The sequence below is a fragment of the Bosea sp. 29B genome (genome assembly GCF_902506165.1).
Lineage (GTDB): Bacteria > Pseudomonadota > Alphaproteobacteria > Rhizobiales > Beijerinckiaceae > Allobosea.
In genome coordinates this window covers 1838314-1862574 of sequence record NZ_LR733817.1, presented here as the reverse complement: position 1 = coordinate 1862574, position 24261 = coordinate 1838314, and the positions used below count along the sequence as shown (strand labels likewise).

The 24261-nt window shown below is 66.7% G+C and carries 24 protein-coding genes; 14 read left to right on the top strand and 10 right to left on the bottom strand.

Annotated features, from left to right (window positions below):
* The first annotated feature begins 84 nt into the window (after window positions 1-84).
* On the top strand, window positions 85-984 hold the full coding sequence (locus tag GV161_RS09055; RefSeq protein WP_152015026.1) for an alpha/beta fold hydrolase: 900 nt from the start codon (window positions 85-87) through the stop codon (window positions 982-984).
* 111 nt (window positions 985-1095) lie between these two features.
* On the opposite strand, the gene hemH is transcribed toward GV161_RS09055, so the two are convergent.
* Window positions 1096-2133: a ferrochelatase gene (gene hemH / locus GV161_RS09050; protein WP_152015027.1), complete on the bottom strand. Its 1038-nt coding sequence runs from the start codon at window positions 2131-2133 to the stop codon at window positions 1096-1098.
* Between the two features lie 153 nt (window positions 2134-2286).
* Here hemH and GV161_RS09045 point away from each other — a divergent pair, with 153 nt between their 5' ends.
* A complete protein-coding gene (locus GV161_RS09045) occupies window positions 2287-3807 on the top strand; it encodes a bifunctional UDP-sugar hydrolase/5'-nucleotidase (protein WP_152015028.1) in 1521 nt (506 codons plus the stop codon).
* Between the two features lie 82 nt (window positions 3808-3889).
* Here the strand turns inward: GV161_RS09045 and GV161_RS09040 are convergent, their stop codons facing one another.
* Window positions 3890-4639, bottom strand: coding sequence for a YggS family pyridoxal phosphate-dependent enzyme (locus GV161_RS09040; protein ID WP_244624190.1), 750 nt, complete (start codon window positions 4637-4639; stop codon window positions 3890-3892).
* Between the two features lie 561 nt (window positions 4640-5200).
* Between GV161_RS09040 and GV161_RS09035 the strand changes: the two genes are divergently transcribed.
* The 3 genes from GV161_RS09035 to GV161_RS09025 are packed head-to-tail and all read left to right on the top strand — an operon-like array spanning window position 5201 to window position 7397.
* The gene (locus GV161_RS09035) at window positions 5201-5674 is read left to right on the top strand and encodes a hypothetical protein (protein ID WP_152015029.1); all 474 of its coding nucleotides are present in this window, start codon (window positions 5201-5203) and stop codon (window positions 5672-5674) included.
* Window positions 5675-5688: 14 nt separating this feature from the next.
* The gene (locus tag GV161_RS09030) at window positions 5689-6327 is read left to right on the top strand and encodes a L,D-transpeptidase (protein WP_244624119.1); all 639 of its coding nucleotides are present in this window, start codon (window positions 5689-5691) and stop codon (window positions 6325-6327) included.
* 44 nt (window positions 6328-6371) lie between these two features.
* The gene (locus GV161_RS09025; protein WP_152015030.1) at window positions 6372-7397 is read left to right on the top strand and encodes an amino acid ABC transporter substrate-binding protein; all 1026 of its coding nucleotides are present in this window, start codon (window positions 6372-6374) and stop codon (window positions 7395-7397) included.
* A gap of 22 nt (window positions 7398-7419) precedes the next feature.
* Here GV161_RS09025 and GV161_RS09020 read toward each other — a convergent pair whose 3' ends face one another.
* From GV161_RS09020 to GV161_RS09010, 3 genes are read right to left on the bottom strand one after another with little or no spacing between them, the layout of a single operon-like run.
* Window positions 7420-8115: an urease accessory UreF family protein gene (locus tag GV161_RS09020; protein ID WP_152015031.1), complete on the bottom strand. Its 696-nt coding sequence runs from the start codon at window positions 8113-8115 to the stop codon at window positions 7420-7422.
* Window positions 8116-8118: 3 nt separating this feature from the next.
* Complete coding sequence (ureG, locus tag GV161_RS09015; protein WP_152015032.1) at window positions 8119-8769, bottom strand: urease accessory protein UreG; 651 nt, start codon at window positions 8767-8769, stop codon at window positions 8119-8121.
* Window positions 8770-8829: 60 nt separating this feature from the next.
* Entirely contained in the window at window positions 8830-9432 is a 603-nt protein-coding gene (locus GV161_RS09010; protein ID WP_152015033.1) for an urease accessory protein UreE, read from the bottom strand.
* Window positions 9433-9672: 240 nt separating this feature from the next.
* On the opposite strand from GV161_RS09010, the gene GV161_RS09005 reads away from it, so the two are divergent.
* The 5 genes from GV161_RS09005 (at window position 9673) to GV161_RS08985 (ending at window position 13827) form a co-directional block, all read left to right on the top strand.
* Window positions 9673-10578, top strand: coding sequence for an urease accessory protein UreD (locus GV161_RS09005; protein ID WP_152015034.1), 906 nt, complete (start codon window positions 9673-9675; stop codon window positions 10576-10578).
* A 30-nt stretch (window positions 10579-10608) separates the two neighbouring features.
* Entirely contained in the window at window positions 10609-10911 is a 303-nt protein-coding gene (ureA, locus tag GV161_RS09000; protein ID WP_152015035.1) for an urease subunit gamma, read from the top strand.
* A gap of 9 nt (window positions 10912-10920) precedes the next feature.
* The gene (locus GV161_RS08995; RefSeq protein WP_152015036.1) at window positions 10921-11232 is read left to right on the top strand and encodes an urease subunit beta; all 312 of its coding nucleotides are present in this window, start codon (window positions 10921-10923) and stop codon (window positions 11230-11232) included.
* Between the two features lies 1 nt (window position 11233).
* Entirely contained in the window at window positions 11234-12937 is a 1704-nt protein-coding gene (gene ureC, locus GV161_RS08990) for an urease subunit alpha (RefSeq protein WP_152015037.1), read from the top strand.
* A 308-nt stretch (window positions 12938-13245) separates the two neighbouring features.
* On the top strand, window positions 13246-13827 hold the full coding sequence (locus GV161_RS08985; RefSeq protein WP_159650148.1) for a TetR/AcrR family transcriptional regulator: 582 nt from the start codon (window positions 13246-13248) through the stop codon (window positions 13825-13827).
* A 9-nt stretch (window positions 13828-13836) separates the two neighbouring features.
* On the opposite strand, the gene GV161_RS08980 is transcribed toward GV161_RS08985, so the two are convergent.
* The 3 genes from GV161_RS08980 to GV161_RS08970 all read right to left on the bottom strand — a co-directional run bounded on the left by GV161_RS08980 (window position 13837) and on the right by GV161_RS08970 (window position 16991).
* Window positions 13837-14988, bottom strand: coding sequence for an MFS transporter (locus GV161_RS08980; protein WP_152015039.1), 1152 nt, complete (start codon window positions 14986-14988; stop codon window positions 13837-13839).
* A gap of 162 nt (window positions 14989-15150) precedes the next feature.
* Window positions 15151-16179 carry a Gfo/Idh/MocA family oxidoreductase gene (locus tag GV161_RS08975; RefSeq protein ID WP_152015040.1) on the bottom strand — a complete coding sequence of 343 codons (1029 nt, stop codon included), beginning with the start codon at window positions 16177-16179 and terminating at the stop codon, window positions 15151-15153.
* Window positions 16179-16991: an HpcH/HpaI aldolase/citrate lyase family protein gene (locus tag GV161_RS08970; RefSeq protein ID WP_152015041.1), complete on the bottom strand. Its 813-nt coding sequence runs from the start codon at window positions 16989-16991 to the stop codon at window positions 16179-16181. The genes GV161_RS08975 and GV161_RS08970 overlap by 1 nt, the downstream gene beginning before the upstream one ends.
* A gap of 110 nt (window positions 16992-17101) precedes the next feature.
* Between GV161_RS08970 and GV161_RS08965 the strand changes: the two genes are divergently transcribed.
* Window positions 17102-18235: a mandelate racemase/muconate lactonizing enzyme family protein gene (locus GV161_RS08965; RefSeq protein ID WP_152015042.1), complete on the top strand. Its 1134-nt coding sequence runs from the start codon at window positions 17102-17104 to the stop codon at window positions 18233-18235.
* 14 nt (window positions 18236-18249) lie between these two features.
* Here GV161_RS08965 and GV161_RS08960 read toward each other — a convergent pair whose 3' ends face one another.
* A complete protein-coding gene (locus GV161_RS08960) occupies window positions 18250-19266 on the bottom strand; it encodes a LacI family DNA-binding transcriptional regulator (protein ID WP_159650147.1) in 1017 nt (338 codons plus the stop codon).
* Between the two features lie 44 nt (window positions 19267-19310).
* Window positions 19311-21041: an L-arabinonate dehydratase gene (araD, locus tag GV161_RS08955; RefSeq protein WP_152015044.1), complete on the bottom strand. Its 1731-nt coding sequence runs from the start codon at window positions 21039-21041 to the stop codon at window positions 19311-19313.
* A 198-nt stretch (window positions 21042-21239) separates the two neighbouring features.
* Between araD and GV161_RS08950 the strand changes: the two genes are divergently transcribed.
* The 3 genes from GV161_RS08950 to GV161_RS08940 are packed head-to-tail and all read left to right on the top strand — an operon-like array spanning window position 21240 to window position 24260.
* A complete protein-coding gene (locus tag GV161_RS08950; protein ID WP_152015045.1) occupies window positions 21240-22490 on the top strand; it encodes a sugar ABC transporter substrate-binding protein in 1251 nt (416 codons plus the stop codon).
* Window positions 22491-22515: 25 nt separating this feature from the next.
* The gene (locus tag GV161_RS08945; protein WP_159650146.1) at window positions 22516-23448 is read left to right on the top strand and encodes a sugar ABC transporter permease; all 933 of its coding nucleotides are present in this window, start codon (window positions 22516-22518) and stop codon (window positions 23446-23448) included.
* Entirely contained in the window at window positions 23448-24260 is an 813-nt protein-coding gene (locus GV161_RS08940) for a carbohydrate ABC transporter permease (protein WP_159650145.1), read from the top strand. The genes GV161_RS08945 and GV161_RS08940 overlap by 1 nt, the downstream gene beginning before the upstream one ends.
* Window position 24261: the final 1 nt, after the last annotated feature.

Below are 24261 nucleotides of genomic sequence, written 5' to 3'. Positions count from 1 at the left end.
ATTTGCCGGTGCGGAAATTGGCTCTTGCATTTTGTTCATCGCTGAACATAATAGTTCAAGGCTGAACGAACAAGGTTTCCGATCATGCCCGGCACAGCGCTTCGCGTCATTCGTCCTCTCGTCCGCATCGGCAGTTTCATCGCTCCGCAGACGGCCGGGCGCGCCGCCTTCAAACTCTTCTGTACCCCGCCGCGCCCGCCCGGCCCACAGAGCCGGACCGGCAAGGCGATCATCGCCGCCCGCGACCGGCTCGCGCCGGCGATCAGGCAGGCGGTATCCTACCCGTGCGGGACGGTCAGCACCTATCTGTTCGAACCCGAGCCCCGCTTGCAAGATGGCGATGCTCCGGCGCCGACAGTGATCCTGCTGCATGGCTGGAACAGCGAGGCGGCGTTCATGACCGCTTTCGTGCAGCCATTACTGGCGCAGGGCTTCCGCGTCGTCGCCTTCGACATGCCGGCGCATGGCACCTCGACGGGGGCCGAGCTCAACATCCCGCTCGGAGTCGGCGCGCTCGCCGCCGTGGCGCGCGTCTTTGCGCCGGTGCATGCGATCGTGGCGCATTCCTTCGGCGGGGCGATCGCCTTGGCGGCGCTGGCCCGCAGCGTGCCGGGGCAGCCGCGGGTCAAGGCAGGCCGGCTCGCGCTGGTCGCGGCGCCATCCTCGGTCACGACGATCACTCGCAATTTCGGTGCGACGATCGGGCTCGGCCGCCGCGGCCAGGCGGCGCTGGAGCGCCGCATCCACAGCGTCGCCGGCAATCCGGTCGAGGCTTTCGAGGGGCGCGACCAGCTTGAGGCGATCGGCCTGCCGACCCTGGTGATCCATGATCGGCAGGATCGCGAACTGGATTTCCACCACGCGCAGGCGCTGGCGGCGGCAGGGCCGTTCGTGGCGCTGCAGGAGACGAGCGGGCTGGGCCACCGGCGCATCCTGCAGGCGAAGCAGGTGGTAGAGAGCGTGACGCGCTTCGTGGTGGGGTAGGCACAGCCGTCATTCTCGGGCGGAGCGAAGCGCAGCCCCGAGAATGACGGAAACGTCAGGGCGCCTTCTTGTCCTGAGATGCTCGGGTCAAGCCCGAGCATGACGTCGCAGTCACACCCAGCCCATCAGCTCCCGGCGGACCACCGCCTCGATCACCTGCATGCCCTCTTCGGAATCGTTGAGGCAGGGCAGATAGGCGAACTCCTTGCCGCCATTGTGCAGGAAGATCTCGCGGTTCTCGCCGTCGAGTTCCTCAAGCGTCTCCAGGCAATCGGCCGAGAAGCCGGGCGCGACGATGGCGAGCGACTTGGTGCCGCCCTGCGCCAGCGCTTTCACGGTTTCGTCGGTATAGGGCTGCAGCCACTCGTCGGGGCCGAAGCGCGACTGGAAGGTCAGGCGGAAGCGCTCCTCGCTGAGGCCGAGCTTCTCGCGCAGCAGCCGGGCGGTGACGGCGCACTGGCAGTAATAGGGGTCGCCCTTGAGCAGGTATTCCTTGGGCATGCCGTGCAGCGAGCAGAGGATCACCTCCGGCTCGAAGGAGAGCTTGCCGAGCGAGGCGCGGATCGAGGAGGCGAGCGCGTCGATGTAGACGGGGTCGGCGTAATAGGGATGGGCGACCCGCACTGTCGGCTGCCAGCGCATCTCCATCAGGGCACGGAAGGCCTGGTCGCAGGCCGTCGCCGAGGTCGGCGCGGCGTATTGCGGGTAGAGCGGCACCAAAAGGATGCGGTCGCAGCCTTCCGCGAGCAGCGCCTTCAGACGGCTCTTCACATCGGGCAGGCCGTAGCGCATCGCCCAATCGACGGTGATGCGGCCATCGGCGGTCCCTGCCAGTCGTTCGGCGAGCTTCTCCGTCTGCGAACGGGTGATCGTCTTGAGCGGACCCTCATTGCGCTCATTGTTCCAGATCGAGGCGTAGTCCTTGCCCTTCCGGCCCGGGCGCGTCGACAGGATGATCAGGTTGAGGATCGGCCACCATTTCCAGCGCGGTTCCTCGATGACGCGGCGGTCGGAGAGGAACTCCTTGAGATAGGCCCGCATCGGCTTGTAGCTGGTGCCCTCGGGCGTGCCGAGGTTCATCAAGAGCACGCCGATGCGGCCGCTTTTGATGGTGGCGTGGTCGGGCGGCAAACTCGGCTTGAGGCTCATCACATCCGCTTTCGTTCGGCTGTGATTTAGACGAGTTACGGTTTTCGTCCAGTCGGGCCGTACGGGGTGCGACACTGCGTGAGCAGGGGTCTCGCAAGCCGGCTAGGCTCTTGCTAGTCTTTGTCGAAATCAAAACCGCAGGGGTTCGCGCCGATGACCAAGATGACCCGCCGCCACGCGTTCCGCGTTCTCGGCGCTCCCGCAGCCCTTGCCGCCACCGCGCCGGTCGCGAAGGCGCAGACGCCGCCGGCGAGCTTCACGCTGCTGCTGGTCAACGACATCTACAAGATGAGCGACGACAAGGGCAAAGGCGGTTTTGCCCGGGCGGCCGGAATCGCCAAGGCCGAGCGTGCCCGCGGCGTGCCTGTGCTGTTCTGCCATGCCGGCGACTGCTACTCGCCTTCGCTGATGTCGGGTTTCGACCAGGGCGCCCATATCGTTGCGATGCAGAACAAGATGGGCATCGACGTCTTCGTGCCCGGCAATCACGAGTTCGACTTCGGCAAGGAGAGCTATCTCAAACTCGCCGCCGCCCAGACCTACCCGACCTTCGCGGCCAATCTGCGCGATGCCGCCGGCAACCCGCTGCCGGGCCACAAGGACTCGCAGATCTTCGAGCTTGGCGGCATCAAGGTCGGCGTCATCGGCACCACCTTCGATCCGACGCCGCAGCTCTCCAATCCCGGCGACCTGAAATTCTCCTCGACCATGGAGGCGCTGCGGCGCGAGGCGCGCAAGCTGAAAAGCGAGGGCGCCGACATCCTCGTCGCGGTGGTGCATGCCGACCGGGCGATGGACTACGAGATCGTGCGCTCGCGCGTGGTCGATATCCTGCTCACCGGCCACGACCACGACCTCGCCATCGCCTATGACGGCAAGGTCGTGATGGTCGAGTCGAACGAGGAGGGCAATTACGTCACCGCGATCGACATCGCCGCCAAGGCGAGCGGCGAGGGCGCCAATCGCAAGGTCGAGTGGACGCCGACCTTCCGCGTCAACGACAGCCGCGCCGCGACGCCTGATCCCGAGGTCGCCGCCATCGTCAAGGGCTACGAGACCGAGCTGTCGAAGGAACTCGACATCGAGATCGGGACGCTGGGCGCCCCGCTCGATTCGCGTACCGGCGTGATCCGCACGCAGGAAACCGCGATCGGCAACCTGATCGCCGATGCGATCAGGGCGGCGACCGGCGCGCAGCTCGCCATCACCAATGCCGGCGGCATTCGCGCCAACAAGCAATATCCTGCCGGCCACAAGCTGACGCGGCGCGACGTGCTGAGCGAACTGCCCTTCGGCAATGCGACCTCCATGGTCGAGATCACCGGCAAGGACGTGAAGGACGCGATCGAGAACGGCCTGCGCGATGCCCCTCAGGGCTCCGGCCGTTTCCCGGTGGTGTCGGGCCTGACCTTCGAGGCCGACCTCAAGCAGCCGCAGGGCTCGCGTGTCACCTCGGTGAAGGTCGACGGCAAGGAGATCGACCCGGCCGGCAAATACACGGTCGCCACCAACAACTTCATGCTGACGGGGGGCGACGGCTATACCGCGCTCGGCCGCGGCAAGACGCTGATCGGCCTGACCGACGGCAAGCTGATGGCGAACGAGGTGATGGTCTATATCCGCCGCCTCGGCACGGTCGAGGCCAAGGTCGAGGGTCGGGCGGTGCTGAAATAGGCGGCGCTGCCTGATCGTCCTGGTGGGAACTCCGCCGCCAATCCGGACGCGGCGCAGCGATGCGCCGGGCTCGATGCGACAATCAGCCGGTCTTCACAAAACCCGGCCAGTAATGTCCGTCGGGGGTGGGGCGCTTGCCGAAGATCGCCTGGCCGACTCGGACCACCGTCGCCCCTTCCGCGATCGCTTCCTCGAAATCGCCGGTCATGCCCATAGACAATCCGGTCAGGCCGGGATGGCGTGCAAGCGCTTCGTCACGCAGGCGGCGCAGCAGGGCAAAGCAGGGGCGCACCCGCGCCATGTCGGAGCTGAACAGAGCGAGCGTCATCAGGCCGCGCGGCCGCAGCCGCGGGAATTCGCCGAGCCGGTCGACGAAGGGCAGCAGCGCATCCGGATGCAGGCCGAACTTGCTGTCCTCGTCGGAGGTGTTGACCTGCACGTAGACGTCGAGGCTGCGGCCGTCGCGCTCGAGCTGCCGGTCGAGCAGTTCGGCGAGCTTCAGGCTGTCGAGCGCATGGAACTCCCGGGCGAAGCGGGTGAGGTACTTGACCTTGTTGCTCTGGAGATGGCCGACGATGCTCCAGTCGATGGCAAGGTCGCCCAGCGCCTCGCGCTTGCCCATCGCCTCCTGGATCTTGTTTTCACCGAAGGCGGTGATCCCCGCCGCGAAGGCGCAGCGCAGGACCTGCGCCGGTACCGTCTTGGTGATCGGCAGCAGCCGCACCGAAGCACGGTCCCGCCCTGCACGTGCGCAGGACTGGGCGATACGCTCCTCCACGGCGGCGAGATTGGCGCGGAACGTGCCGACCGGATCTGGGCCGAAGCGCTCGATATCAACGGCGGAGAGTGATGTGTCGCCGGGACGCGTGCCGTTCCGGTCGGGCTGGTCGATGTCTGCAGCGGTCAACGGTTCCAATTCCTGTCGGGGCCGCTCGGGACGGCCTCAAATTGGCATAGGTGGAGCGCCATCGGCTACACGCGCGGCGGGTCCAGTTGTGACGGAAGCATGGAGCTGGCCCGGACAGAACGTCCAGTTAAGCACTATCACGCTGGGCCGGTTGACGATGTGTGCGTGATGTCGCCAAACCCCCTTCCTGCGTTGTCCTATCGCTTCGCCGGAGCTGGCGCCTAGGTGCCGATCGTCGCGGTTCGTTCGGTTGCCGGTCGTGGACGGGTTGATCGCGGCAGCCTTTGCGGTTCTCATGCGGTTTCCCGGTTCGCTTTCGGGAAGGCTGGATGATCGGTGTCGTATTTGCCGGGAGTCCCGACAATCCAGGGTCCGCAGTCGTCCGGGAACGGACGAGCATGACGGAGCCGAGACGGCGGCGCTGCATGGATTATCGTGCTGCAAGGAGGAACGATGACGATCGAACTCGGACGTGCTCGAGACACGATGTGGCGATCCGCGGGCGCCGTGGCATGCGGCATCGCGTTGCCGCTCCTGCTGGCTGGCTGCGGTGGCGGCGAGGGGCTGTCGTCGTCCTCGAATAGTGCTGCGAGCGCGCCGGCTCCGGCCGGGATATCGCGCAGTGCCCTGATCGGGCGCTGGGGTGTCGCCTCCTTCCACACGGAAAAGGATCGCAAGCGCACGGAAGCCGAGGCGCGGGCGCAGTGCAAGCAGCCCTACGTCATCGCGCAGGGCCCGGGCGACGGCGTGATGATGCACGCCGCCGACGACCCCAAGCTCTATGAGCTGAGGCTGAAGGCCGGAGCCGGCGGCAAGACCTATCTCGGCTTCGAGGCGCCGGCCGGCGATCCGCAGGACCGCGAACTGCTGTCGGTGAAGCCGAAGGAGATCGTGGCGCGCTTCGTCGATCCCGACGTGCATGCCCGCTATGGCACCTTCATCTATAGCCGCTGCGGCTGAACGGAGGCGATCAGATGAACCAGATCATTCGCGCCGCCCTGCACGGCCTGATCCTCTCCGGACTCGGGCTGGCGCCGGTTCTCGCCCTGCCGGGCGTCGCGGCGGCACAGCCGCGCCCGCCGGCGGCGCTCCAGGAGACGATGGACGTCGGCGACGAGCCAGGCCGTGTCTCGACCGAGGAGGTCAGCATCACCGAAGGCCCCTATGCCCGACAGATGGTGCTTTACCGCTCGAACGAGGCGCCCGGCACCGTGGTGATCCATTCGGCCGAGCGCTTCCTCTATGTGGTGCAGGGCAATGGCCGGGCCTTGCGCTATGGCATCGGCGTCGGCCGTGAGGGCTTCACCTGGTCCGGTCAGGTCCAGGTCAGCCGCAAGGCGGAATGGCCGGACTGGCGCCCGCCGCCGGAGATGTTGCAGCGCCAGCCCTATCTGCCGCGCTTCATGGCTGGCGGCCCCGGCAACCCGATGGGCGCGCGCGCGCTCTATCTCGGCTCCACCGTCTTCCGCATCCACGGCACCAACCAGCCGGAGACGATCGGCCAGGCGATCTCGTCGGGCTGCTTCCGGCTCGCCAATGGCGACATCGCCGACCTCTATGACCGCGTGCCGCTCGGTACCAAGGTCGTCATCCGCCACAAGGCGACGCTATGACCGGCCCCGCCGCATCCGCCGACCTGCAGAAGGAACAGACAGACATGTCGAAGGTCTCCTGGATTGCCCGCTGCGGTCTCGGCCTCGCCGCCCTCGCGGGTTTCGCATTTCCCGCCGCTGCCGGTACGCTCGATACCATTAAGCAGCGAGGCACGCTGCAATGCGGCGTCAGCGAAGGTGTGATCGGCTTTTCGGAGAAAGATCCGCAGGGCGCCTGGCGCGGCTTCGATGTCGATTTCTGCCGCGCCGTCGCGGCGGTCGTGCTCGGCGATGCCGGCAAGGTCGCCTTCACCCCGCTGTCGGCGAGCCAGCGCTTCGATGCGCTGAAGGGCGGCACGGTCGACCTCTTGGCGCGCAACTCGACCTGGACGCTCGGCCGCGAGGCCGAGCTCGGCTTGGCGTTCGCCGGCATCACCTATCATGACGGCCAGGGCTTCCTGGCGAAGCGCGCGCTCAAGGTCGATTCAGCCCTCTCGCTCGACAAGGCGAAGATCTGCGTCGAGGCCGGCACGACCACGCAGCTCAACCTCGCCGATTTCTTCAAGGCCAACTCGATGACCTATGAGGAGAAGGTCTATCCGAGCGCGGCCGAGGCCTTCGCCGCCTTCGAGGGCGGGCAGTGCGACGTGCTGACTCGCGACCAGTCGGCGCTGCACGGCGAGCGGCTCAGGCTCGCCAAGCCGGCCGAAGCGATCGTGCTGCCGGACGTGATCTCCAAGGAACCGCTCGGGCCGGTGGTGCGCAGCGACGACTTCCCCTGGTTCACCGTGGTGCGATGGGTGAATTTCGCGCTGGTCAATGCCGAGGAGCTCGGCGTCTCCGCTGCGAATCTCGCCGAAGCCCTCAAGTCGCAGAAGCCGGATGTGCGCCGCTTCACCGGCGCGGAGGGCGGTTTCGGCAAGGCGCTCGGCCTCGAGGCCGACTGGGCGGTCCGTGCCGTCAAGGCGGGCGGAAACTATGCCGAAATCTATGAGCGCAATCTCGGCACCGGCTCGAAGCTCGGTATCCCGCGCGGCCTCAACCAGCTCTGGAGCATGGGCGGCGTGCTCTACGCTCCGCCGCTGCGATAGGGATAGGTCTGGCTATCCGGCTTCAGGACTGGAACAGGCGGCTGTACTGCGTCTCGTGCCAGGCGCTCGCCATTGCCAGAGCGGGGGCGAGATTGCCGATCTCGTCGTCGCGGAGCGAGCGGGCCCGGGCGGCAGCCTCGTCGATCGCGGTGGCGGCTTCGATGAGCAGACGCTGGCCGGCGGTATGCCCGAGCGGCACCAGCTTGATCGCGGCCGTCACCTGTCCCTCGACATAGACCCACAGGAACCCCTTGAGAGCTGCTTGCGGGGCGATACGCCAATGCTGGCCGGCGAGGGCGAAGGCGGCGGCGTAGGTCAGGGCGTCGCCGGCATGATGCCGGGCGGCGGGGAGGTCGAGATCGGCGAGCAGCCGCAGCAGCGCCTCGCCCTGCCGCCTGTCCTCGCGCTGGAATTCCCGGCTTTCGCGCCCGGCTGCAAGCCAGGCATTGGCCATCAGGAAGCGCTCCTGGTCGCCTTCCTCCAGCGCCATCGCCATGCGCCAGAACAGCGCGCCGTCCAGTTGCGCGACATTGGCCCTCAGCGTGCCGAGGATCCAGTCGCGCGCGCTCGCCTCGTCGGCGACCCAGCCGGCGTGCACGGCCGCTTCGAGCCCGCGCGAATAGGAGAAGCCCCCGACCGGCAGGCTTTGGCTGACCAGGCGCAGCAGATGCAGCGGGAGCGAACCTCGATCGCCGTCGGAGGTCGGAGCGCCGTCCATCTCTCAGGCCTCGGCCGGGCTGGCCTCGGTGGCGCGCTGCGCCCGCAAGCCGCCATGCGCGACGATGAAATCGACGATCGTGTCGAGGCCCTTGCCGCGCGAGAGATCGGTGAAGCCGAAGGGGCGCTTTCCGCGCATCCGTGCCGCATCCGTCTGCATCACGTCGAGATCGGCGTTCACATAAGGGGCGAGGTCGCTCTTGTTGATGACGAGGAAGTCGGAGCGGGTGATGCCCGGCCCGCCCTTGCGGGGGATATCCTCGCCCTGGCACACGGAGATGACATAGAGCGTCAGGTCGGCGAGGTCAGGCGAGAAGGTCGCCGCCAGGTTGTCGCCGCCGGATTCGATGAAGACGATGTCGAGGTCCGGGATCCGCCGGTTGATCTCGGCGATGGCCTGCAGGTTGATCGAGGCGTCCTCACGGATCGCCGTATGCGGACAGCCGCCGGTCTCGACGCCGACGATACGCTCCTCGGGCAGCGCCTGCCGGCGCACCAGGACCATGGCGTCTTCCTTGGTGTAGATGTCGTTGGTGACGACGGCGATGGAGTAGTCGTCCCGCATCGCCTTGCACAATTTCTCCGTGAGCATTGTCTTGCCCGAGCCGACGGGGCCGCCAATGCCGACGCGGAGGGGGCCGTTCTTCGAGATCATGAGCGCGGAGCCTCGATCTATGGGAGGTGGCTGACAGCCTACGAGCTTCCCAGGTCAGATTCAGCCGTGATGGTGGTCGTGCTTCCCGTCGCCATGGGAATGGCCATGGTGGTGGGAATGCGCGTGGCCGTGATCATGGTGCCCGTGGTCATGCGAATGCGTTTGGGCATGGCTGTGGCTATGATCGTGGTCGTGTTCATGGCCATGCGTGTGGCTGTGGCCATGGCCGGAATAGGCGCCGCGCACCGGGTCGAAGGGCGCGACGATGTCCTCGACCTCAGCGCCTAATCCTTCGAGCATGGCTTTGATGACGTGGTCGCGCAGGATCAGGATGCGGTTCGTCGCGATCGCCGCGGCGAGATGACGGTTGCCGATGTGCCAGGCGAGTTCGGCAAGATGCAGCGGATCACGGGCCCGGATCGCATAGAGCGGCTCGTCGGCGGCGGCGATCTCGACCACGCCGCCGCCCTCGATCGCAAAGGCGTCGCCAGCGGACAGCACCACGGTTTCGGGCAGATCGACCAGAACCTTGCCGCCATCGATGGTTTCGAGCATGCGCCGGCGCAGATGCCGCGCGTCGTGCTCGAGAACTGCGCGGCCGAGCACAGGCTCATGCGGCGTGGCCGCATCACCCGCGCGTCGGACGGCTATCGCTTTCAACATGCTGAACCCCGTTTCGGACGCGGCCCTGCCCGCGCAGGGATGAAAGTCCGAGAACTATCCCAGAGCGAGACGGGGCGTCGGTCTCCGGGTGCAGAACAGCTTCGATCCGGACGTTCGTCAACGCTCGATAGGGGATCAATTGCTCCAATTGCTCAAACAATGGGCGAATGCTGATAATAGGGGCTCCAAGTTGCTCTCGGTTGAAGCATCGGGCGGCTTACGCCGGCTGAAGCGCGGTCCATGAACGCAGTTGTGCCTACTCGCTCCTCCGAACCGGCCCGCTCGACCGAAGCTTCGCCGGCTCGCGCCCAGTATGCGGCGCAGCCGAGCGCGTGGCCTGCCGAGCTCGAATTGTGGTTCGCGCTGAATGCCGGCAAGACCCGCCTCGTCCGCCGCCGTCATTTCGGCCCGCTCGTCGTGCAGCGGCCGTTCCATCCGGAAAAGGACGGGACCTGCCATGTCTACCTGCTGCACCCGCCGGGCGGGGTCGCGGGTGGCGACCGGCTCGATCTGCGCTTCCATCTCGACGCCGGAGCGCGCGCGCTGCTGACGACACCCGGCGCGACGAAATTCTATCGCAGCGAACACAGCGCAAGCATGCAATCGGCCGATATCGCGGTCGGGGCCGGCGCTGTCTGCGAGTACCTGCCGCAGGAAACCATCGTCTTCGACGGAGCCGATGCGCGGCTCGAGACCAAGGTGTCACTGGCGCCTGACGCCACCTATGTCGGCTGGGACTTCCTGTGCCTCGGGCGTCCGGCAGCCGGCGAGCGCTTCGAGACGGGGCGCCTCAGCCAGCGCATCGAGATCGTGCGGAATGGCAGGCCGATCTGGCTCGAGCGCCTGGAGCTGCGGGGCGGCTCGCCCCTGCTGGAGGCCGCTTTCGCCCTGGCCAGCCAGCCGAGCTGGGGAACGATGGTCTATGCCGGCAACGTCGCCGACGATGCGGCGGAGCAGGTGCGGGCCGCGATCGGCGATGCCGGCGACGGCGTTTTCTCGGTCAGCCAGCTCGAGGAGACCGTGGTCTGCCGCTATCTCGGGCCGCGGGTCGGGGACGGCAAGGCCTTGTTCATGCGGGCATGGAACGTGCTTCGGAGCCTGGGGCAGGGCAAGGTGGCCGATATTCCGCGCATCTGGGCCACCTGAAACGATCGATTGCGAGGATGGGGGAAAGCGATGGAGCTGCTTCCGCGCGAGAAGGACAAGCTTCTGCTCTTTACCGCGGCGCTGCTGGCGGAACGGCGCAAGGCACGAGGCGTCAAGCTGAACTATCCTGAGGCTGTCGCCTATATTTCGGCGGCGATCCTGGAAGGCGCGCGCGACGGGCGTACCGTGGCCGAGCTGATGTCCTACGGCGCGACGCTGCTGACGCGCGAGGACGTCATGGAAGGCATCCCGGAGATGATCCACGACGTGCAGGTCGAAGCCACCTTCCCGGACGGAACCAAGCTGGTCACCGTCCACAACCCGATTCCGTGAGGCGGCGCGATGATCCCGGGCGAGTTCTTCATCGAGGACGGTACGATCGAGCTCAATGTCGGCCGTGAGCGGCGGTCGATCGAGGTCGCCAATTCCGGTGACCGGCCGATCCAGGTTGGTTCGCACTACCACTTCTACGAGACCAACGCGGCGCTGCATTTCGAGCGTGAGACGGCGAGGGGCTTCCGGCTCGACATTCCGGCGGGGACAGCCGTCCGCTTCGAGCCGGGACAATCGCGCACGGTCGCGCTGGTCGCGCTGGACGGCGACAGGGTGGTCTACGGTTTCAACGCCAGGGTCATGGGCAGACTGGAGGCCTGAGATGGTGCGCATCACCCGCGAGAACTATGCCTCGCTCTACGGTCCGACCAAGGGCGACCGCATCCGCCTCGCCGATACCGAGCTCGTGATCGAGGTCGAGGCTGACCACACCGTCTATGGCGAGGAGGTCACCTTCGGTGGCGGCAAGGTCATCCGCGACGGTATGGGCCAGAGCCAGCGCAATGCCGCGGAGGTGCCCGACCTCGTCATCACCAATGCGGTGATCCTCGACCATTGGGGCATCGTGAAGGCCGATGTCGGCATCAAGGACGGGCGCATCGCCGCGATCGGCAAGGCCGGCAATCCCGATATCCAGCCGGGCGTCGATATCGTCATCGGTCCCGGCACCGACGTGGTTGCCGGCGAGGGCAAGATCCTGACTGCCGGCGGCGTCGACGCCCATATCCATTTCATCTGTCCGCAGCAGGCGGAGATGGCGCTCGCCAGCGGCACGACCACGCTGGTCGGCGGCGGCACGGGCCCCTCCGTGGGTACGCTCGCGACCACCGTCACGCCCGGCCCCTGGTACATTCATCGCATGCTTGAGGCGATCGAGGCGTTGCCGGTCAATGTCGGCCTGCTCGGCAAGGGCAATGCGAGCCTGCCCGAGCCGCTGCGCGAGCAGGTCCGGGCCGGTGTCATCGGCCTCAAACTGCATGAAGACTGGGGCACGACTCCGGCGGCGATCGACAATTGTCTGTCCGTCGCTGACGAGATGGACGTTCAGGTCGGGCTGCATTCCGACACGCTGAACGAGAGCGGTTTCGTCGCCGACACCTTTGCGGCGACGAAAGGCCGCGCGATCCACTCCTTCCATACGGAAGGAGCCGGCGGCGGTCATGCGCCGGACATCATCACGGCGGCCGGTCAGGAGAACATTCTGCCCTCCTCGACCAATCCGACCCGCCCCTACACCGTCAACACCATCGACGAGCATCTGGACATGCTGATGGTGTGCCATCATCTCAGCCCGCGGATTCCGGAGGACGTGGCCTTCGCCGAATCGCGAATCCGCAAGGAGACGATCGCAGCCGAGGACATCCTCCACGATCTCGGCGCCTTCTCGATGATGTCGTCGGATTCGCAGGCGATGGGTCGCGTTGGGGAGACGATCCTGCGCTGCTGGCAGACGGCCCACAAGATGAAGGTCCAGCGCGGGCCGCTGCCCGAAGACAACGCGCGCAACGACAATTTCCGCTGCAAGCGCTATGTCGCCAAATACACGATCAACCCGGCGATCACCCATGGCTTTGCCCATGAGGTCGGCTCGATCGAGATCGGCAAGCGTGCCGACCTCGTGCTCTGGAAACCGGGCTTCTTCGGCGTCAAGCCGTCGCTCGTGCTGGTCGGCGGGATGATCGCCACCGCCCCGATGGGCGATCCGAACGCCTCGATCTCGACGCCGCAGCCGGTCCATTACCGGCCTATGTTCGGCGTGCTCGGGCGCGCCCGAGGCAAGACCGGGGTCACCTTCGTCTCGCAGGCGGCGCTCGATGACGGGATCGGCGACAAGCTCGGCCTGCAGAAGCAGCTGGTGGCGGTGAAGGGCACGCGTGGCGTCCGCAAGAAGGACATGATCCACAACGGGCTGACGCCGAAGATCGAGGTCGATCCGCAGAATTATCAGGTGCGCGTCGACGGTGAGCTGATCACCTGCGAGCCCGCGACCTCGCTGCCGATGACACAGCGCTACTTCCTGTTCTGAGGGAGACAGCCGGTACTGAACTTCGCCGCGGGAGAAGTCCGATCGGCTTTGGACAGTGATGCGCCGCGCCGGGACGATCCCGGTTAATGACGGAAAGAAGATCGGCGCCGGTGGCGCGTGTGGCCCTGAAACGAACGTTTGATGGGTCGCCTTGATCCGTTCTGCGAGGGGCGATAGTGACGAAAGCCTGCGTCCCGTCGCGGAACGGGCCTTCGGCCGGAGTGCGGCTGCGCGAGAGCCGAGGGCGCGCGAGGCAAGGCATGAGAGCACGCAGCGCGAGGAAGCCGACCCGGACTGCGACAGCGGAGGTGACGAAGCCAAGCCCGATGCGCGGCGAGATCATCGCTGCCGCCGCCGAGATCATCGTGCGCAAAGGCTACGGTGCCTGCACGATGCGGGCGGTGGCCGCGCTGGTCGATATGAAGGCCGGCAGCCTCTACTACCACTTCAAATCGAAGGACGAGATCGTCGAGGAGATCCTCAACCAGGGCATCGAAACGCTCCATGCCCGCGTGGCGGAGGCGATCCGCAACCTGCCGATCGACGCGCCGTTCGCGGGCCGGCTCTCTGCGGCGGTCGGGGTGCATGTTTCGAGCCTGGTCGGCAAGGACCAGAGATATATGCACGTCTACGAGCACCTGCCGCCGGTCATCAAACGGCGCAGCCGCAAGATGCGCGAGACCTATGCTCAGCTCTGGCACGATCTCTTCGCCGACGGCGTCGCCAGCGGAGAGGTCGATGCCGGCATCGATCTGCAGCTGCTGGTGCCGTATTTCCTCGGCGGGCTGAACCGCGTGCCGGAATGGATGCGCGCTGGCGGCGCCAGCAACGACCGGGTCGCGGCGCTGGCCATCACGACCCTGCTCGACGGAATCAGGGCTGGGCGCTAGCGGCTGCGATCAGGCGCGACTGTGCCGGCGCGAGGCGATGGCGACGACGATCACGACGGCGACCATCAGAGAGCTCACCACGATCAGGGCCGTTGCCAGCGAGACGGCGGTCATGACCGCGCTGGCGAGGATGATCCCGGTCGCATTCGCGGTGCGCAGCAATGCGAAGACTTCGGGCCGCTTTTCGGGAGGTGCGAGGGAATCGAGGGCAAGCGAATAGTGGGTTCCCAACGGAGCAAGCACCGCTCCGACCAACACGGCGCCAAGGACTGTCGCAGCCATCGAGATCTGGACCGCGGCGAGGATGGCTCCGGCTGTCATGATCATCAGCTGGATCAGGACTGCGCGGCGGCTTCCCATGCGGTTGCGGACGCTGACCCAGATGCCGCCGGCCACCGAGGCGATGCAGAGCGGGACGGTGAAAAGGATTGCCAGGGCGGGGGCGTAGCCGAAATGCAGCGCCAGGGCGACGGCGCCGATCTCCAGGGCCGCCACGGTGGAGCTGCCTGCCGCCGCGCAGATCAGCCAGAGCAGGATCGCCGGGCTGATGACCGAGGCGTTGGCCCGATGGACCTCTTCCGTGGGCGTCGACGTCACGGTCGGAACGAGCAGGGCCGGGATTGCGCCAAGGGCTGCGATAACCAGAACGGCGAATACGGGGGACATGGTGCCCAATCCGGAAGCCGCCACGGGAGCTAGGACGAACGTCACCTCGTTGAGCGTGGCCGCGATGCCGAGCGCCCTCGGCAGCTTCGTTGGAGGCGTGAGCTGGTTGAGGATGGTCCGAAGATATCCGAACGCCGCGCCGTTCACCGCCCCTGCCAGCGCCGAGAATACGACCAGCCAGATGAAGGGAGCCGCGTAGTGCGCCAACAAGGCGACCGCGCCGAGGGCCAGCGAGCGGAACAGTATCAGCAGCCGCAGGAAGATCGCCGGCGGCAGGCCTCGCCCTGCCCGGGTGATCGGGATTGCACCGGCGACCTGGGCCAGCGTCATCGCCAGGATCATCCCCGCCCCGCCGCTGGTGTCTCCCGTCAGCGCCAGGGCGACCAGTGCAAACGCGACCGGCCCGGCTGCTTGCGGAACGGTCAGGGTCGCGGAGGAGATGAACCAGCGAATCAGCGGTACTGAGCTTGCCGTCCTGGTCGTGGCAGTCGTCATGGGCCGGCCCCAGCGAAAAGGGCCGGGCCGTTCCCGGACATTGAAATCCCATAGAGGGGAGCGAGGACGTTACCTCGGGAGCCTGGTTAGCAAGCCATGCGATGCTGTCAATCCGAGCGCTCGAACAGCGGCGCGGCCGTGTCACCGTCGCGATGTTGCAGTTCAGGCGGTCCAGTGATCGGCGAGCGAGACAGGTCTCACCGCTTGCCCGGCTTCCTGGATGGCAAGGCAGAGTGCCACGGCGTTGCGCGCTTCGATCAGGCTAAGCGATGGCTCGCCTTCGCCAGCGAAGGAGGCGAGTGCCGAAGCAAGGTTCTGTTCGAGCTCGAACAGCTCCCCCGAGAAGGCGATCGCGCGTTCGCTGGCATCGCTCTCGCCGGCCGCCTGGACCCAGAGCGAGAAGCTCGGATGCTCGGCGCGGTCGAAGGCGCCGCTCCAGCTGGTGCGGATCGCGCCGGTGCTACCGGCGATCTCGAGCAGGGAATGGTGCTGGAAGCCGGCAAGGCACTGCGTCACCACGGCGCTCGAGCCATCTTGCCAGTCGAGCAGGGCCGAGAGCGTCTGCGGCATCGCCGAGCCGTCGCTGGACCGTGCAGTGACCCGATCGGGCAGGCCGTTCTCCCTTGCGTACCACATCACGAGATCGACGAAGTGGACCAGCTCCTCCAGGCTGTAGGAGCCGACGCGCCCCGCATCCTGGCGCCAGCCGCCAGAGCCAGGCCGGAAGGGGCGGCGGAAGAGCGAGAGATGCTGGTGGGTCACGCGCCCGATCTCGCCACCGGCGATGATCTCGCGCACCTGCCGCCATTGCTGCGACACCCGCAATTCATGATTGACCGCGACCTCGCGGCCGCTCTCCCGGGCCGCGGCGAGCACCGCGTCGCATTCGGCCAGCGTGACGCCGAGCGGCTTTTCCAGGATGACGTGCTTGCCCGCCCTCAGGGCGGCGACGGCGTGGCGCGCATGCAGATGGTTCGGCACGGCGATCGCGATGACATCGAGCGGCAGGGCGATCAGGTCCTCGAAGCTGCGGACGACCACGGCTTCAGGATAAGCGGATGCGGCAGCCTGCGCCGTCACATCGCCATGGCAGAAGATCACCGCGAGCTCGGCGCCCGGAAGCTGCGCATAGACCCGCGCATGCATGCGCCCCCAGGCGCCGAACCCTGCGAGCCCAACCCGCATCACCATCACCCCTTCTTGGTCGTGACACCGTCGGCGACGCCGCGGAAGCGCGTCGCGGCCGCATCGGCATTGCGCAGGAGCAGCGAGAAGTCGTTGGCGACCGAGACGAAGTCGAAGCCGGAGCGGATATGGCGCTCGGAGATCTCGTCATTGGGCGCGAGTGCGCCGACCGCCTTGCCGAGAGGCCGGCAGCGCCGGAGCCCGTCCTCGATCGCGGCAGTGACGTCGGGATGGGCGGCCCGCCCGGGCATGCCCATGCTGGCGGCGAGATCGCCCGGTCCGAAGAAGACGGCATCGACCCCGTCCACCGCGGCGATCTCCTCGCAGCGCTCGAGCGCTTCCTTGGTCTCGATCTGGACGATCAGGAAGAGCGACTGGCTCGCCTGCGCCGCATAGTCCTTGAAGCGCGTGTAACGGCTGGCCCGGTGCATCGCTGCGATGCCGCGGATGCCGTGCGGCGGATAGCGCAGCGACTGGACGGCGCGGGCGGCCTCCTCCGGCGTCTGCACGAAGGGCAGCATCAGCGTGGCGATGCCGGCGTCGAGATGCTGCTTGATCAGCAGCGGATCGTTCCAGAGCAGCCGCACGATCGGGACGGTCGGCGTCGCGGCGATGGCGCGGCAATGCGCCATCGCGTCATGCAGCGAGACCGGCGCGTGCTCGCCGTCGACGAGCAGCCAGTCATAGCCCGACCAGCCGAGCGCTTCCGTGGCATCGACGCTGTTCAGCATCGACCAGATGCCGACGAGCGGGCGGCCCTGGCGCATTGCCTCGCGGAACGGGTTGGGCCGGGTGGCGTGGCTGTCGCTGGCGGTCATGGGCGTCTCTCCCGGGGATGGCGAGGTCTGGTCGATGGATATGAAAAAGCTGGCGCAGGGCCTTTGGTGCGGTTTAAGCCCGCGTGAGGACGAGCCGGAGTGCTGAAGACATGGCCTACCCGTCGGATGAGGTCGTCATCACCGCCGTCAGGGCGATCGCGGTGCGCGCGCCGATCGAGACGCATGTGCGGACCTCCTTCGGCATCATGCGCGATCGGCCGGCCGTCTTCGTTGAGGTCGAGGACTCCAGCGGCAATCGCGGTCTCGGCGAGGTCTGGTGCAACTTCCCTTCGGTCGGCGCCGAGCACCGGGCGCGCCTCGTGCTGGAGACGGCCGGGCCACTGCTGCAGCAGCTCTCGCCACTGCCGATCGGCGAGGTCTTCGCGCGGCTGATGGACAAGCTGCATGTCCTCGCCATCCAGTCCGGCGAATGGGGGCCGCTGCGGCAGGTCTGCGCCGGGCTCGACATCGCCTGCCATGACCTTGCGGCGCGGCGCGCTGGGCTGCCGCTCTATGCCTATCTCGATGGGCAGGCGTCGGGCTCGGTCGGCGCCTATGCGAGCGGTATCGGCCCGGAAGCGCCGGCCGCGGTAGCAACGCGCGAGCTCGCCCAAGGTCATGAATGCTTCAAGCTGAAGGTCGGGTTTGGTACGGAGACCGACACCCGCTCGCTCGACGCGATCCGCGGCGCGATCGGCGAACGCCGCCTGATGATCGACGCCAACCAGGGCTGGGCCCTCGACCAGGCGATCGCGCACGGGAAGCGCTTTGCCGATTACCGGCTGGGCTGGCTGGAGGAGCCCTTGCGGGCTGATCGCCCGCTCGATGAATGGCTCGCTCTGCACGAGGCGATGCCGATCGCGATCGCGGCCGGCGAGAACATGAACGCAGTCGCGGAATTCGACGCGGCGATCGCCTCGGGACTCTTCCGTTTCATGCAGCCGGACGCGGCGAAATGGGGCGGTCTCAGCGGCTGCCTGGCAGTGGCCAGGGCCGCGCGCGCGGCCGGTCTCGTCTACTGCCCGCATTATCTCGGCGGCGGCATCGGCCTGCTCGCCTCGGCCCATCTGCTGGCGGCGGCGGGCGGCGAAGGCCTGCTGGAGATCGACAGCAATCCCAACCCGTGGCGCGACAAGCTCATCGCCGGCCTGATGCCGCTCTCGGGCGGCAAGGTGACGCTGAGCGAACGGCCGGGCATCGGCCTTGCCGGCGATCTCGATGATATCGTCGCGCGCGCGGCGTAGGCGCAGAGGCGAGCTCACGTGCTGCCCCGTCTCACCAGCTCGAAGCCGAGATCATGGACGCCGCCAGTCGGCAGGCGGCCGGCGATGCGCTCGCGCAGCACCTCGGCGATCTTCAGGCCGATCGCCCGCCGCGGCAGGCTGACCGTGCTGAGGCCAGGCTCGCAGGCGGCGGCGAAATCGACATCGCCGACGCCGCAGATTTTCAGCCGGTCCGGCACCGACCAGCCCAGCCGCTGCGCCTCGAACAGGGCGCCGAGCGCGACGATATCGTTGGTGCAGAGCACGGCATCGACATCTGGATGGCCCGCCATCAGCTCGGCGAAGGCCTTGGCGCCTCTGACGGAGGTCGGCAGGCCGGGAAGCTGCACCTCCGCCGGCGCCTCGTAGCCGATGCTCTGCGCGGTCTCGAAGAAGCCGGCGCGCCTGGAGTCGGCGCGATAGTCGCGCTGGTGCATGGCACCGACGAAGCCGAGCCGGCGGGCGCCGCGCTCCTTGAAATGCCGGGCGACCGCGACGCCGATGTCGCGCTGCGAGAAGCCGATCGCGGTATCGATCGGGTTGTCGGTCAGCTCCCACATCTCGACGATCGGCACGTCGGTGTCGAGCAGAGCGCGCATCGCGCCGCGGCTGTGCCGGCAGCCCGTGACGACCAGTGCGGCTGGCGACCAGGCCAGCATCGAGGTGATCAGCCGCTCCTCGGTCTCCAGCTCGTAATGGCTGTTGCCGATCAGGAGCTGGTAGCCGGCGCCGGCCAAGCCTTCCTCGATCGCTTCGAGCGTCACCGAGAAGAAGGCGTTGATCATTGAGGGAATGATCACGCCGATCGTCTTGCTGCGGGCGCTGGCGAGCGCGCCGGCCATCAGGTTCGGTCGGTAGGAGAGATGCTCAACCGCCGCCGCGATCTTGCCGCGAACCTCCGGCGAGACGAGCTCGGGCTGGCGCAGCGCGCGCGAGACGGTCGCTGTCGACACGCCGGCGATGCGCGCGACATCGGCCATGCGCGGGCGCGCCGTGCCTGACCGCTCACGCATGGCGGGCGCCGGCCTGGTCTTCTCCGCTTCCTTGCCGCCTTTCATCAGAAGATGCCCGGTTCGGCCGTCGGCGGACCCTGTTCGAGGAAGTCGAAATCGCAGCCCTTGTCGGCCTGCGTCACCGTCCGCTGGAACAGCATGCCGTAGCCGCGGCCATAGAGCGGCGGTGGCTCCTTCCAGGCGGCCCGGCGCCGGGCGAGCTCGGCCTCGTCGACCAGCATGTCGAGGCGCCGGTTCGGCACGTCGAGGATGATCTCGTCGCCGGTCTGGACCAAGGCGAGCGGGCCGCCGACATGCGATTCCGGCGCGACATGCAGCACGCAGGTGCCGTAATGGGTGCCGCTCATGCGCGCATCGGAGATGCGGACCATGTCGCGCACGCCCTTGGCGAGCAGCTTCTTCGGCAAGGCGAGGGCGCCCCATTCCGGCATGCCGGGCGCACCGACCGGGCCGGCGCCGCGCAGGATGAGCACGCTGTTCTCGTCGACGTCGAGATCGGGGTCCTCGACGCCTCTGGCGAGGGCGGCGGGGCTGTCAAAGACGACCGCGCGGCCACGATGGACCAGTAGCTCCGGCGTCGCGGCCGAGGGCTTGATGACGGCGCCGTTGGGAGCGAGGTTGCCACGCAGCACGGCTATGGCGGGCATCGCGCTGACCGGGTTGGAGAGCGGGCGGATGATGTCCTCGTCGACGATCCGCGCTCGCTCCAGTGCCTCGCCCAGCGTCTGGCCGAGGATGTTGCGGGCAGACAGGTCGAGCCGATCGGACAGCCGTGACATCAGCCCGCCGAGGCCGCCGGCGAAGTAGAAATCCTCCATCAGGAAATTCCCGGCCGGGAAGACATTGGCGAGGATCGGCGTCTCCCGGGCGATCGCGTCGAAATCGTCGAGCGAGATCGACAGGCCCGCGCGCCGCGCCATGGCGATGAGATGGATTGCCGCATTGGTCGAGCCCGACAGGGCGACATCGACATGCAGCGCGTTGCGCACCGAGCCCTGTGTCAGGATCTGCGAGGGCTTGAGGTCCTCCCAGACCATCTCGACGATCCGCTCGCCGGAGGCCGAGGCCATGCGGGTATGGGCCGAATCCATGGCGGGAATGCTGGAGGCGAACGGCAAAGTCAGCCCGAGCGCATCGGCGATCGACGTCATCGTCGAGGCCGTGCCCATGGTGTTGCAGGTGCCGGGCGAGCGCGTCGAGATGCCCTCGATCTCGACCAATTCGTCTTCGCTGAGCTTCCCGGCCCGGTACTCGTTCCAGTATTTCATGGTGTGCGTGCCGGCGCCGACGCGCGTACCGCGCCAGCTGCTGTTGAGCATCGGTCCGGCCGGGCAGAAGATCGCCGGCAGGTCCATGCTGAGCGCGCCCATCAACAGCCCGGGCGTGGTCTTGTCGCAGCCGCCGAGCAGCACGGCGCCGTCGATCGGGTGCTGGCGCAGCAGTTCTTCCGCCTCCATGGCGAGGAGGTTGCGGTAGAGCATGGTGGTCGGCTTCACCATGACCTCGCCGAGCGACAGGGCCGGCAATTCGACCGGGTGGCCGCCGGCGCGGATGACCCCGCGCTTCACCGCCTCGGCGCGCTCGCGCAGATGCGCATGACAGGGTGAGAGATCGCTCCAGGTGTTCAGGATCGCGATCACCGGCCGGCCCATGAACTCCTCGCGGCGCAGGCCCATCTGCTGCATGCGCTGGCGATGGGCGAAGGCGCGCATGCCCTCGGCCGAATACCAGCGCGCGCTGCGCAATTCTTCAGGGCGGCGGGACGGCAACGGCATGAACTCCACGGCAGGGCGATGCGTTAGATGACATCGCTTTCATAACCCTGTCAATCGAACGAAATGCGCTGAAAGTTACATATAAAAGGGAAATATGTGCGGGCTCCGAGCTGTCTTGACCAGTTGAATGTAACCGCTATCATTGCTGTCGAAGCTCGTCCGAAGAGACGAGGCGCCAGATCATTCAGGGAGGGCGGCATGGACCGCAGAACACTCATCAAGAGCGGCCTGGCTGCGGCGGGAACGGTCGCGATGCCGGCCTATCTGCGGGCGCAGTCGAACCGCAAGCTCAGCATCCTGACCTGGAACATCGCCGACCAGGAGGCACTGTTCAAAGAGGAGTTCGCCGACTTCAAGGCGCAGAATCCGGGCGTTGAGATCGAGTGGCTCGACAAGAAGGGGCCGGAGCTGCCGGCCTTCTACCAGACGCAGCTCGTCGCCGGCACGGCGCCCGACATCATCGATCTCCAGGGCGCGATCTGGGTGGAGTGGGCGGCGAACGGCGCCCTGCTCGACCTGACGCCCTATATGCAGAAGGAGCCGGACGTCGCCAAGCTCTACAACCAGGACTACCTGGCGAGCTTCGTCTACGACAAGAAGAACTTTGTCGTGCCCTTCTACATCGCCAAGACGCTGCTGTTCTACAACAAGACGATGTTCAAGGAGGCCGGCCTGACGGATGCGCCCAAGTCGTTCGACGAGATCGTCAATTTCAGCCAGGCGATGGCCAAGGGTGAGAAGACCGGCTTCCTGACGCTGAATTTCGACTGGCTCTATTGGCCGCTGATGCAGATGAACGGCGTCGAGCTGCTGAAAGCGGACATGAAGACGCCGGCCTTCAACACGCCGAAGACGATCGAGGTGCTGGAGAAGCTGGCCAAGGCGACGGCCTCGGGCGGGATCAACAAGATCGCCTGGACCGGGCGCTGGGTCGAGCCCAACGGCGCCTTCGCTTCCGGCAATGTCGGCATGCTGCAGGCCCATTCGGCCTCGTATTTCTTCGTCAAGGGCCAGGCGCCCTGGGTCAATCCCGATACGCTCGGCGCGGCCCAGAATCCCGGCAACTGGTCGACGCCGACCAATCACGGCTTCGCCATCTCGAAATCGTCGAAGAATCCGGATCTCGCCTGGGCCCTGGTCAAGCACATGACCGGCAACAAATGGGCGACCGAGTTCTCGGTGCGCCGCCGCATCCTCACCGGCAATCTCGCCGCCGACAAAATCGGGCTGGAGAAGGTCAAGGCCGAGGATCCGCTGGCCCATGCCGTGCTGCTGACGCAGCTCGAACACACCGACAAGATGTGCGGCAACTGGCCCCTGCCGAACGATGCGCAGGTCAAGGACGTCTTCTGGGCCGAGATCCAGAACGCCGTGCTCGGCCGCAAGGATGCCAAGACGGCAATGGCGGATGCAGAGCGCGCGGTCACGCGCGTCATGCGCCGGTCCTGAGCGGGGAGCGGCGCCGGTTATGGCAATGGCTATGTCCGCCGCGCCCGAACGGCGGCGTACCTCCTTCCTGCGCAGGGCGACGACGCGCCAGGCCATCCTGGTCTGGTGCTTCCTCTTGCCGTCGCTGCTGATCTTCCTGCTCTATCGCATCCTGCCGCTGGCCTGGAACATCCTGCTCTCCTTCCAGGCCTGGTCGCCGCTGAAGCCGGCAGTCTTCATCGGCCTCGAGAACTACGAGGAGATGCTGACGGACGAGGTGTTCTGGCAGTCGCTCTGGAACACGGTCTTCATCATCCTGTCGGCGCCGGTCGGGATTGCGATGGCGCTCGGCCTGGCGCTGCTGGTCAACTCCAACATCAGCGGCCGCAACATCTATCGCACGCTGATCTTCCTCTCCTATCCGCTGATGACGGTGGCGGTCGCGATCATCTGGCGCTGGATGTACGACGAGCGCGTCGGCCTGCTGAACTATGTGGCCAGGCTGCTGCACCTCACCGACACGCCGATCCCGTTCCTGAACTCGTTCTTCTGGGCGCTGCCCTCGGTCGTCGTCGCCAATATCTGGCAGATGCTCGGCTTCTACATGATCATCCTGTTGACCGGGCTGCAGAACATCCCGAGCTCGCTGTTCGAGGCGGCCGAGATCGACGGCGCCACTGCCAGCGACCGCTTCTGGCGCATCATCCTGCCGCTGCTGCGCCCCTCGATCTTCCTGTGTTTCGTCATCGGCATGCTGAACTCGGTGACCAGCTTCGACCTGGTCTATGTCATGACCGGCGGCGGTCCCGGCCGCGCCACCGAGATCCTCGTCACCTACATCTACAAGCTCGGCTTCGTGCAGACGCGCTTCGACTATGCGGCTGCGGTGACGGTCGTGTTCTTCATCTTCCTGATCACGGTCGCCTGGGCGGCGAACCGGCTCTCCGGCGGGAATGCCGGCGCCAGGGACATGGAATGATGCGCCGCTCCCCGACCTGGCCGATCCATCTGGCGCTGATCGCCGTCTGCTTCGTGATGCTGGTACCCTTCTACTGGGTGCTGAAGACATCCGTCTCGGGCGAGAACATCTTCACCTTTCCGCCGAGCATCATCCCGCGCAACCCGCACCTCTTCTATTATGTCGATGTCTGGTACGCGATCCCGTTCGCCCGCTACTTCCTGAACAGCGTCATCGTCTCGGTCATCACCATCGCCGCCAATGTCGTCTTCAACGCGATGGCGGGCTATGCGCTGACCCGCGAGTTCCGGGGCAAGGGCTTCATCCTGATCCTGTTCCTGTCCTGCATGATGGTGCCGTTCCAGGCGACGATCATTCCGGCCTATCTGATCACCGGCCAGCTCGGCCTGCTGAATTCCTATGTCGGCCTGGCCCTGCCGCAGTTCTCGACGATCATCTGCATCTTCGTGTTCAAGGCGAGCTTCGACGCGATCCCGGGCTCGCTGATAGATGCCGCGAAGGTCGATGGCCTGCCGGAATGGCGGATCGTCTGGACGATCATGCTGCCGCTGGCCAAGTCCGCCATGGCGACGAACGTGATCCTCTCCTTCATCTGGTCCTGGAACAATTTCCTCTGGCCGCTGATCATGACGCGGACGCCGGAAATGCAGACGCTGCCGCTCGGGCTGGCGCGCTTCCTGTCCTATCAGGAGGATACGACCGGGGCGCTCTATGCCTTCTGCATCATGGTGCTCGCACCCGGCATCCTGCTGTTCCTGCTGGCGCAGAAGGAGTTCATCCAGGGCCTCACCTCTGGCGCGACGAAGGGTTAGG

What these genes read in the sequence shown, in the direction of transcription:
- araD (WP_152015044.1), bottom strand. Translation starts at nt 21,041, where the DNA reads ATGCCGTTGCCGTCCCGCCGCCCTGAAGAATTGCGCAGCGCGCGCTGG.
- GV161_RS08940 (WP_159650145.1), top strand. Translation starts at nt 23,448, where the DNA reads ATGCGCCGCTCCCCGACCTGGCCGATCCATCTGGCGCTGATCGCCGTC.
- GV161_RS08965 (WP_152015042.1), top strand. Translation starts at nt 17,102, where the DNA reads ATGGCCTACCCGTCGGATGAGGTCGTCATCACCGCCGTCAGGGCGATC.
- GV161_RS09030 (WP_244624119.1), top strand. Translation starts at nt 5,689, where the DNA reads ATGAACCAGATCATTCGCGCCGCCCTGCACGGCCTGATCCTCTCCGGA.
- ureA (WP_152015035.1), top strand. Translation starts at nt 10,609, where the DNA reads ATGGAGCTGCTTCCGCGCGAGAAGGACAAGCTTCTGCTCTTTACCGCG.
- ureG (WP_152015032.1), bottom strand. Translation starts at nt 8,769, where the DNA reads ATGATCTCGAAGAACGGCCCCCTCCGCGTCGGCATTGGCGGCCCCGTC.
- ureC (WP_152015037.1), top strand. Translation starts at nt 11,234, where the DNA reads ATGGTGCGCATCACCCGCGAGAACTATGCCTCGCTCTACGGTCCGACC.
- GV161_RS09020 (WP_152015031.1), bottom strand. Translation starts at nt 8,115, where the DNA reads ATGGACGGCGCTCCGACCTCCGACGGCGATCGAGGTTCGCTCCCGCTG.
- GV161_RS09045 (WP_152015028.1), top strand. Translation starts at nt 2,287, where the DNA reads ATGACCAAGATGACCCGCCGCCACGCGTTCCGCGTTCTCGGCGCTCCC.
- GV161_RS08970 (WP_152015041.1), bottom strand. Translation starts at nt 16,991, where the DNA reads ATGACCGCCAGCGACAGCCACGCCACCCGGCCCAACCCGTTCCGCGAG.
- GV161_RS09025 (WP_152015030.1), top strand. Translation starts at nt 6,372, where the DNA reads ATGTCGAAGGTCTCCTGGATTGCCCGCTGCGGTCTCGGCCTCGCCGCC.
- GV161_RS08945 (WP_159650146.1), top strand. Translation starts at nt 22,516, where the DNA reads ATGGCTATGTCCGCCGCGCCCGAACGGCGGCGTACCTCCTTCCTGCGC.
- GV161_RS08995 (WP_152015036.1), top strand. Translation starts at nt 10,921, where the DNA reads ATGATCCCGGGCGAGTTCTTCATCGAGGACGGTACGATCGAGCTCAAT.
- GV161_RS08975 (WP_152015040.1), bottom strand. Translation starts at nt 16,179, where the DNA reads ATGGTGATGCGGGTTGGGCTCGCAGGGTTCGGCGCCTGGGGGCGCATG.
- GV161_RS08960 (WP_159650147.1), bottom strand. Translation starts at nt 19,266, where the DNA reads ATGCGTGAGCGGTCAGGCACGGCGCGCCCGCGCATGGCCGATGTCGCG.
- hemH (WP_152015027.1), bottom strand. Translation starts at nt 2,133, where the DNA reads ATGAGCCTCAAGCCGAGTTTGCCGCCCGACCACGCCACCATCAAAAGC.
- GV161_RS09010 (WP_152015033.1), bottom strand. Translation starts at nt 9,432, where the DNA reads ATGTTGAAAGCGATAGCCGTCCGACGCGCGGGTGATGCGGCCACGCCG.
- GV161_RS09055 (WP_152015026.1), top strand. Translation starts at nt 85, where the DNA reads ATGCCCGGCACAGCGCTTCGCGTCATTCGTCCTCTCGTCCGCATCGGC.
- GV161_RS09005 (WP_152015034.1), top strand. Translation starts at nt 9,673, where the DNA reads ATGAACGCAGTTGTGCCTACTCGCTCCTCCGAACCGGCCCGCTCGACC.
- GV161_RS09035 (WP_152015029.1), top strand. Translation starts at nt 5,201, where the DNA reads ATGTGGCGATCCGCGGGCGCCGTGGCATGCGGCATCGCGTTGCCGCTC.
- GV161_RS08980 (WP_152015039.1), bottom strand. Translation starts at nt 14,988, where the DNA reads ATGACGACTGCCACGACCAGGACGGCAAGCTCAGTACCGCTGATTCGC.
- GV161_RS08950 (WP_152015045.1), top strand. Translation starts at nt 21,240, where the DNA reads ATGGACCGCAGAACACTCATCAAGAGCGGCCTGGCTGCGGCGGGAACG.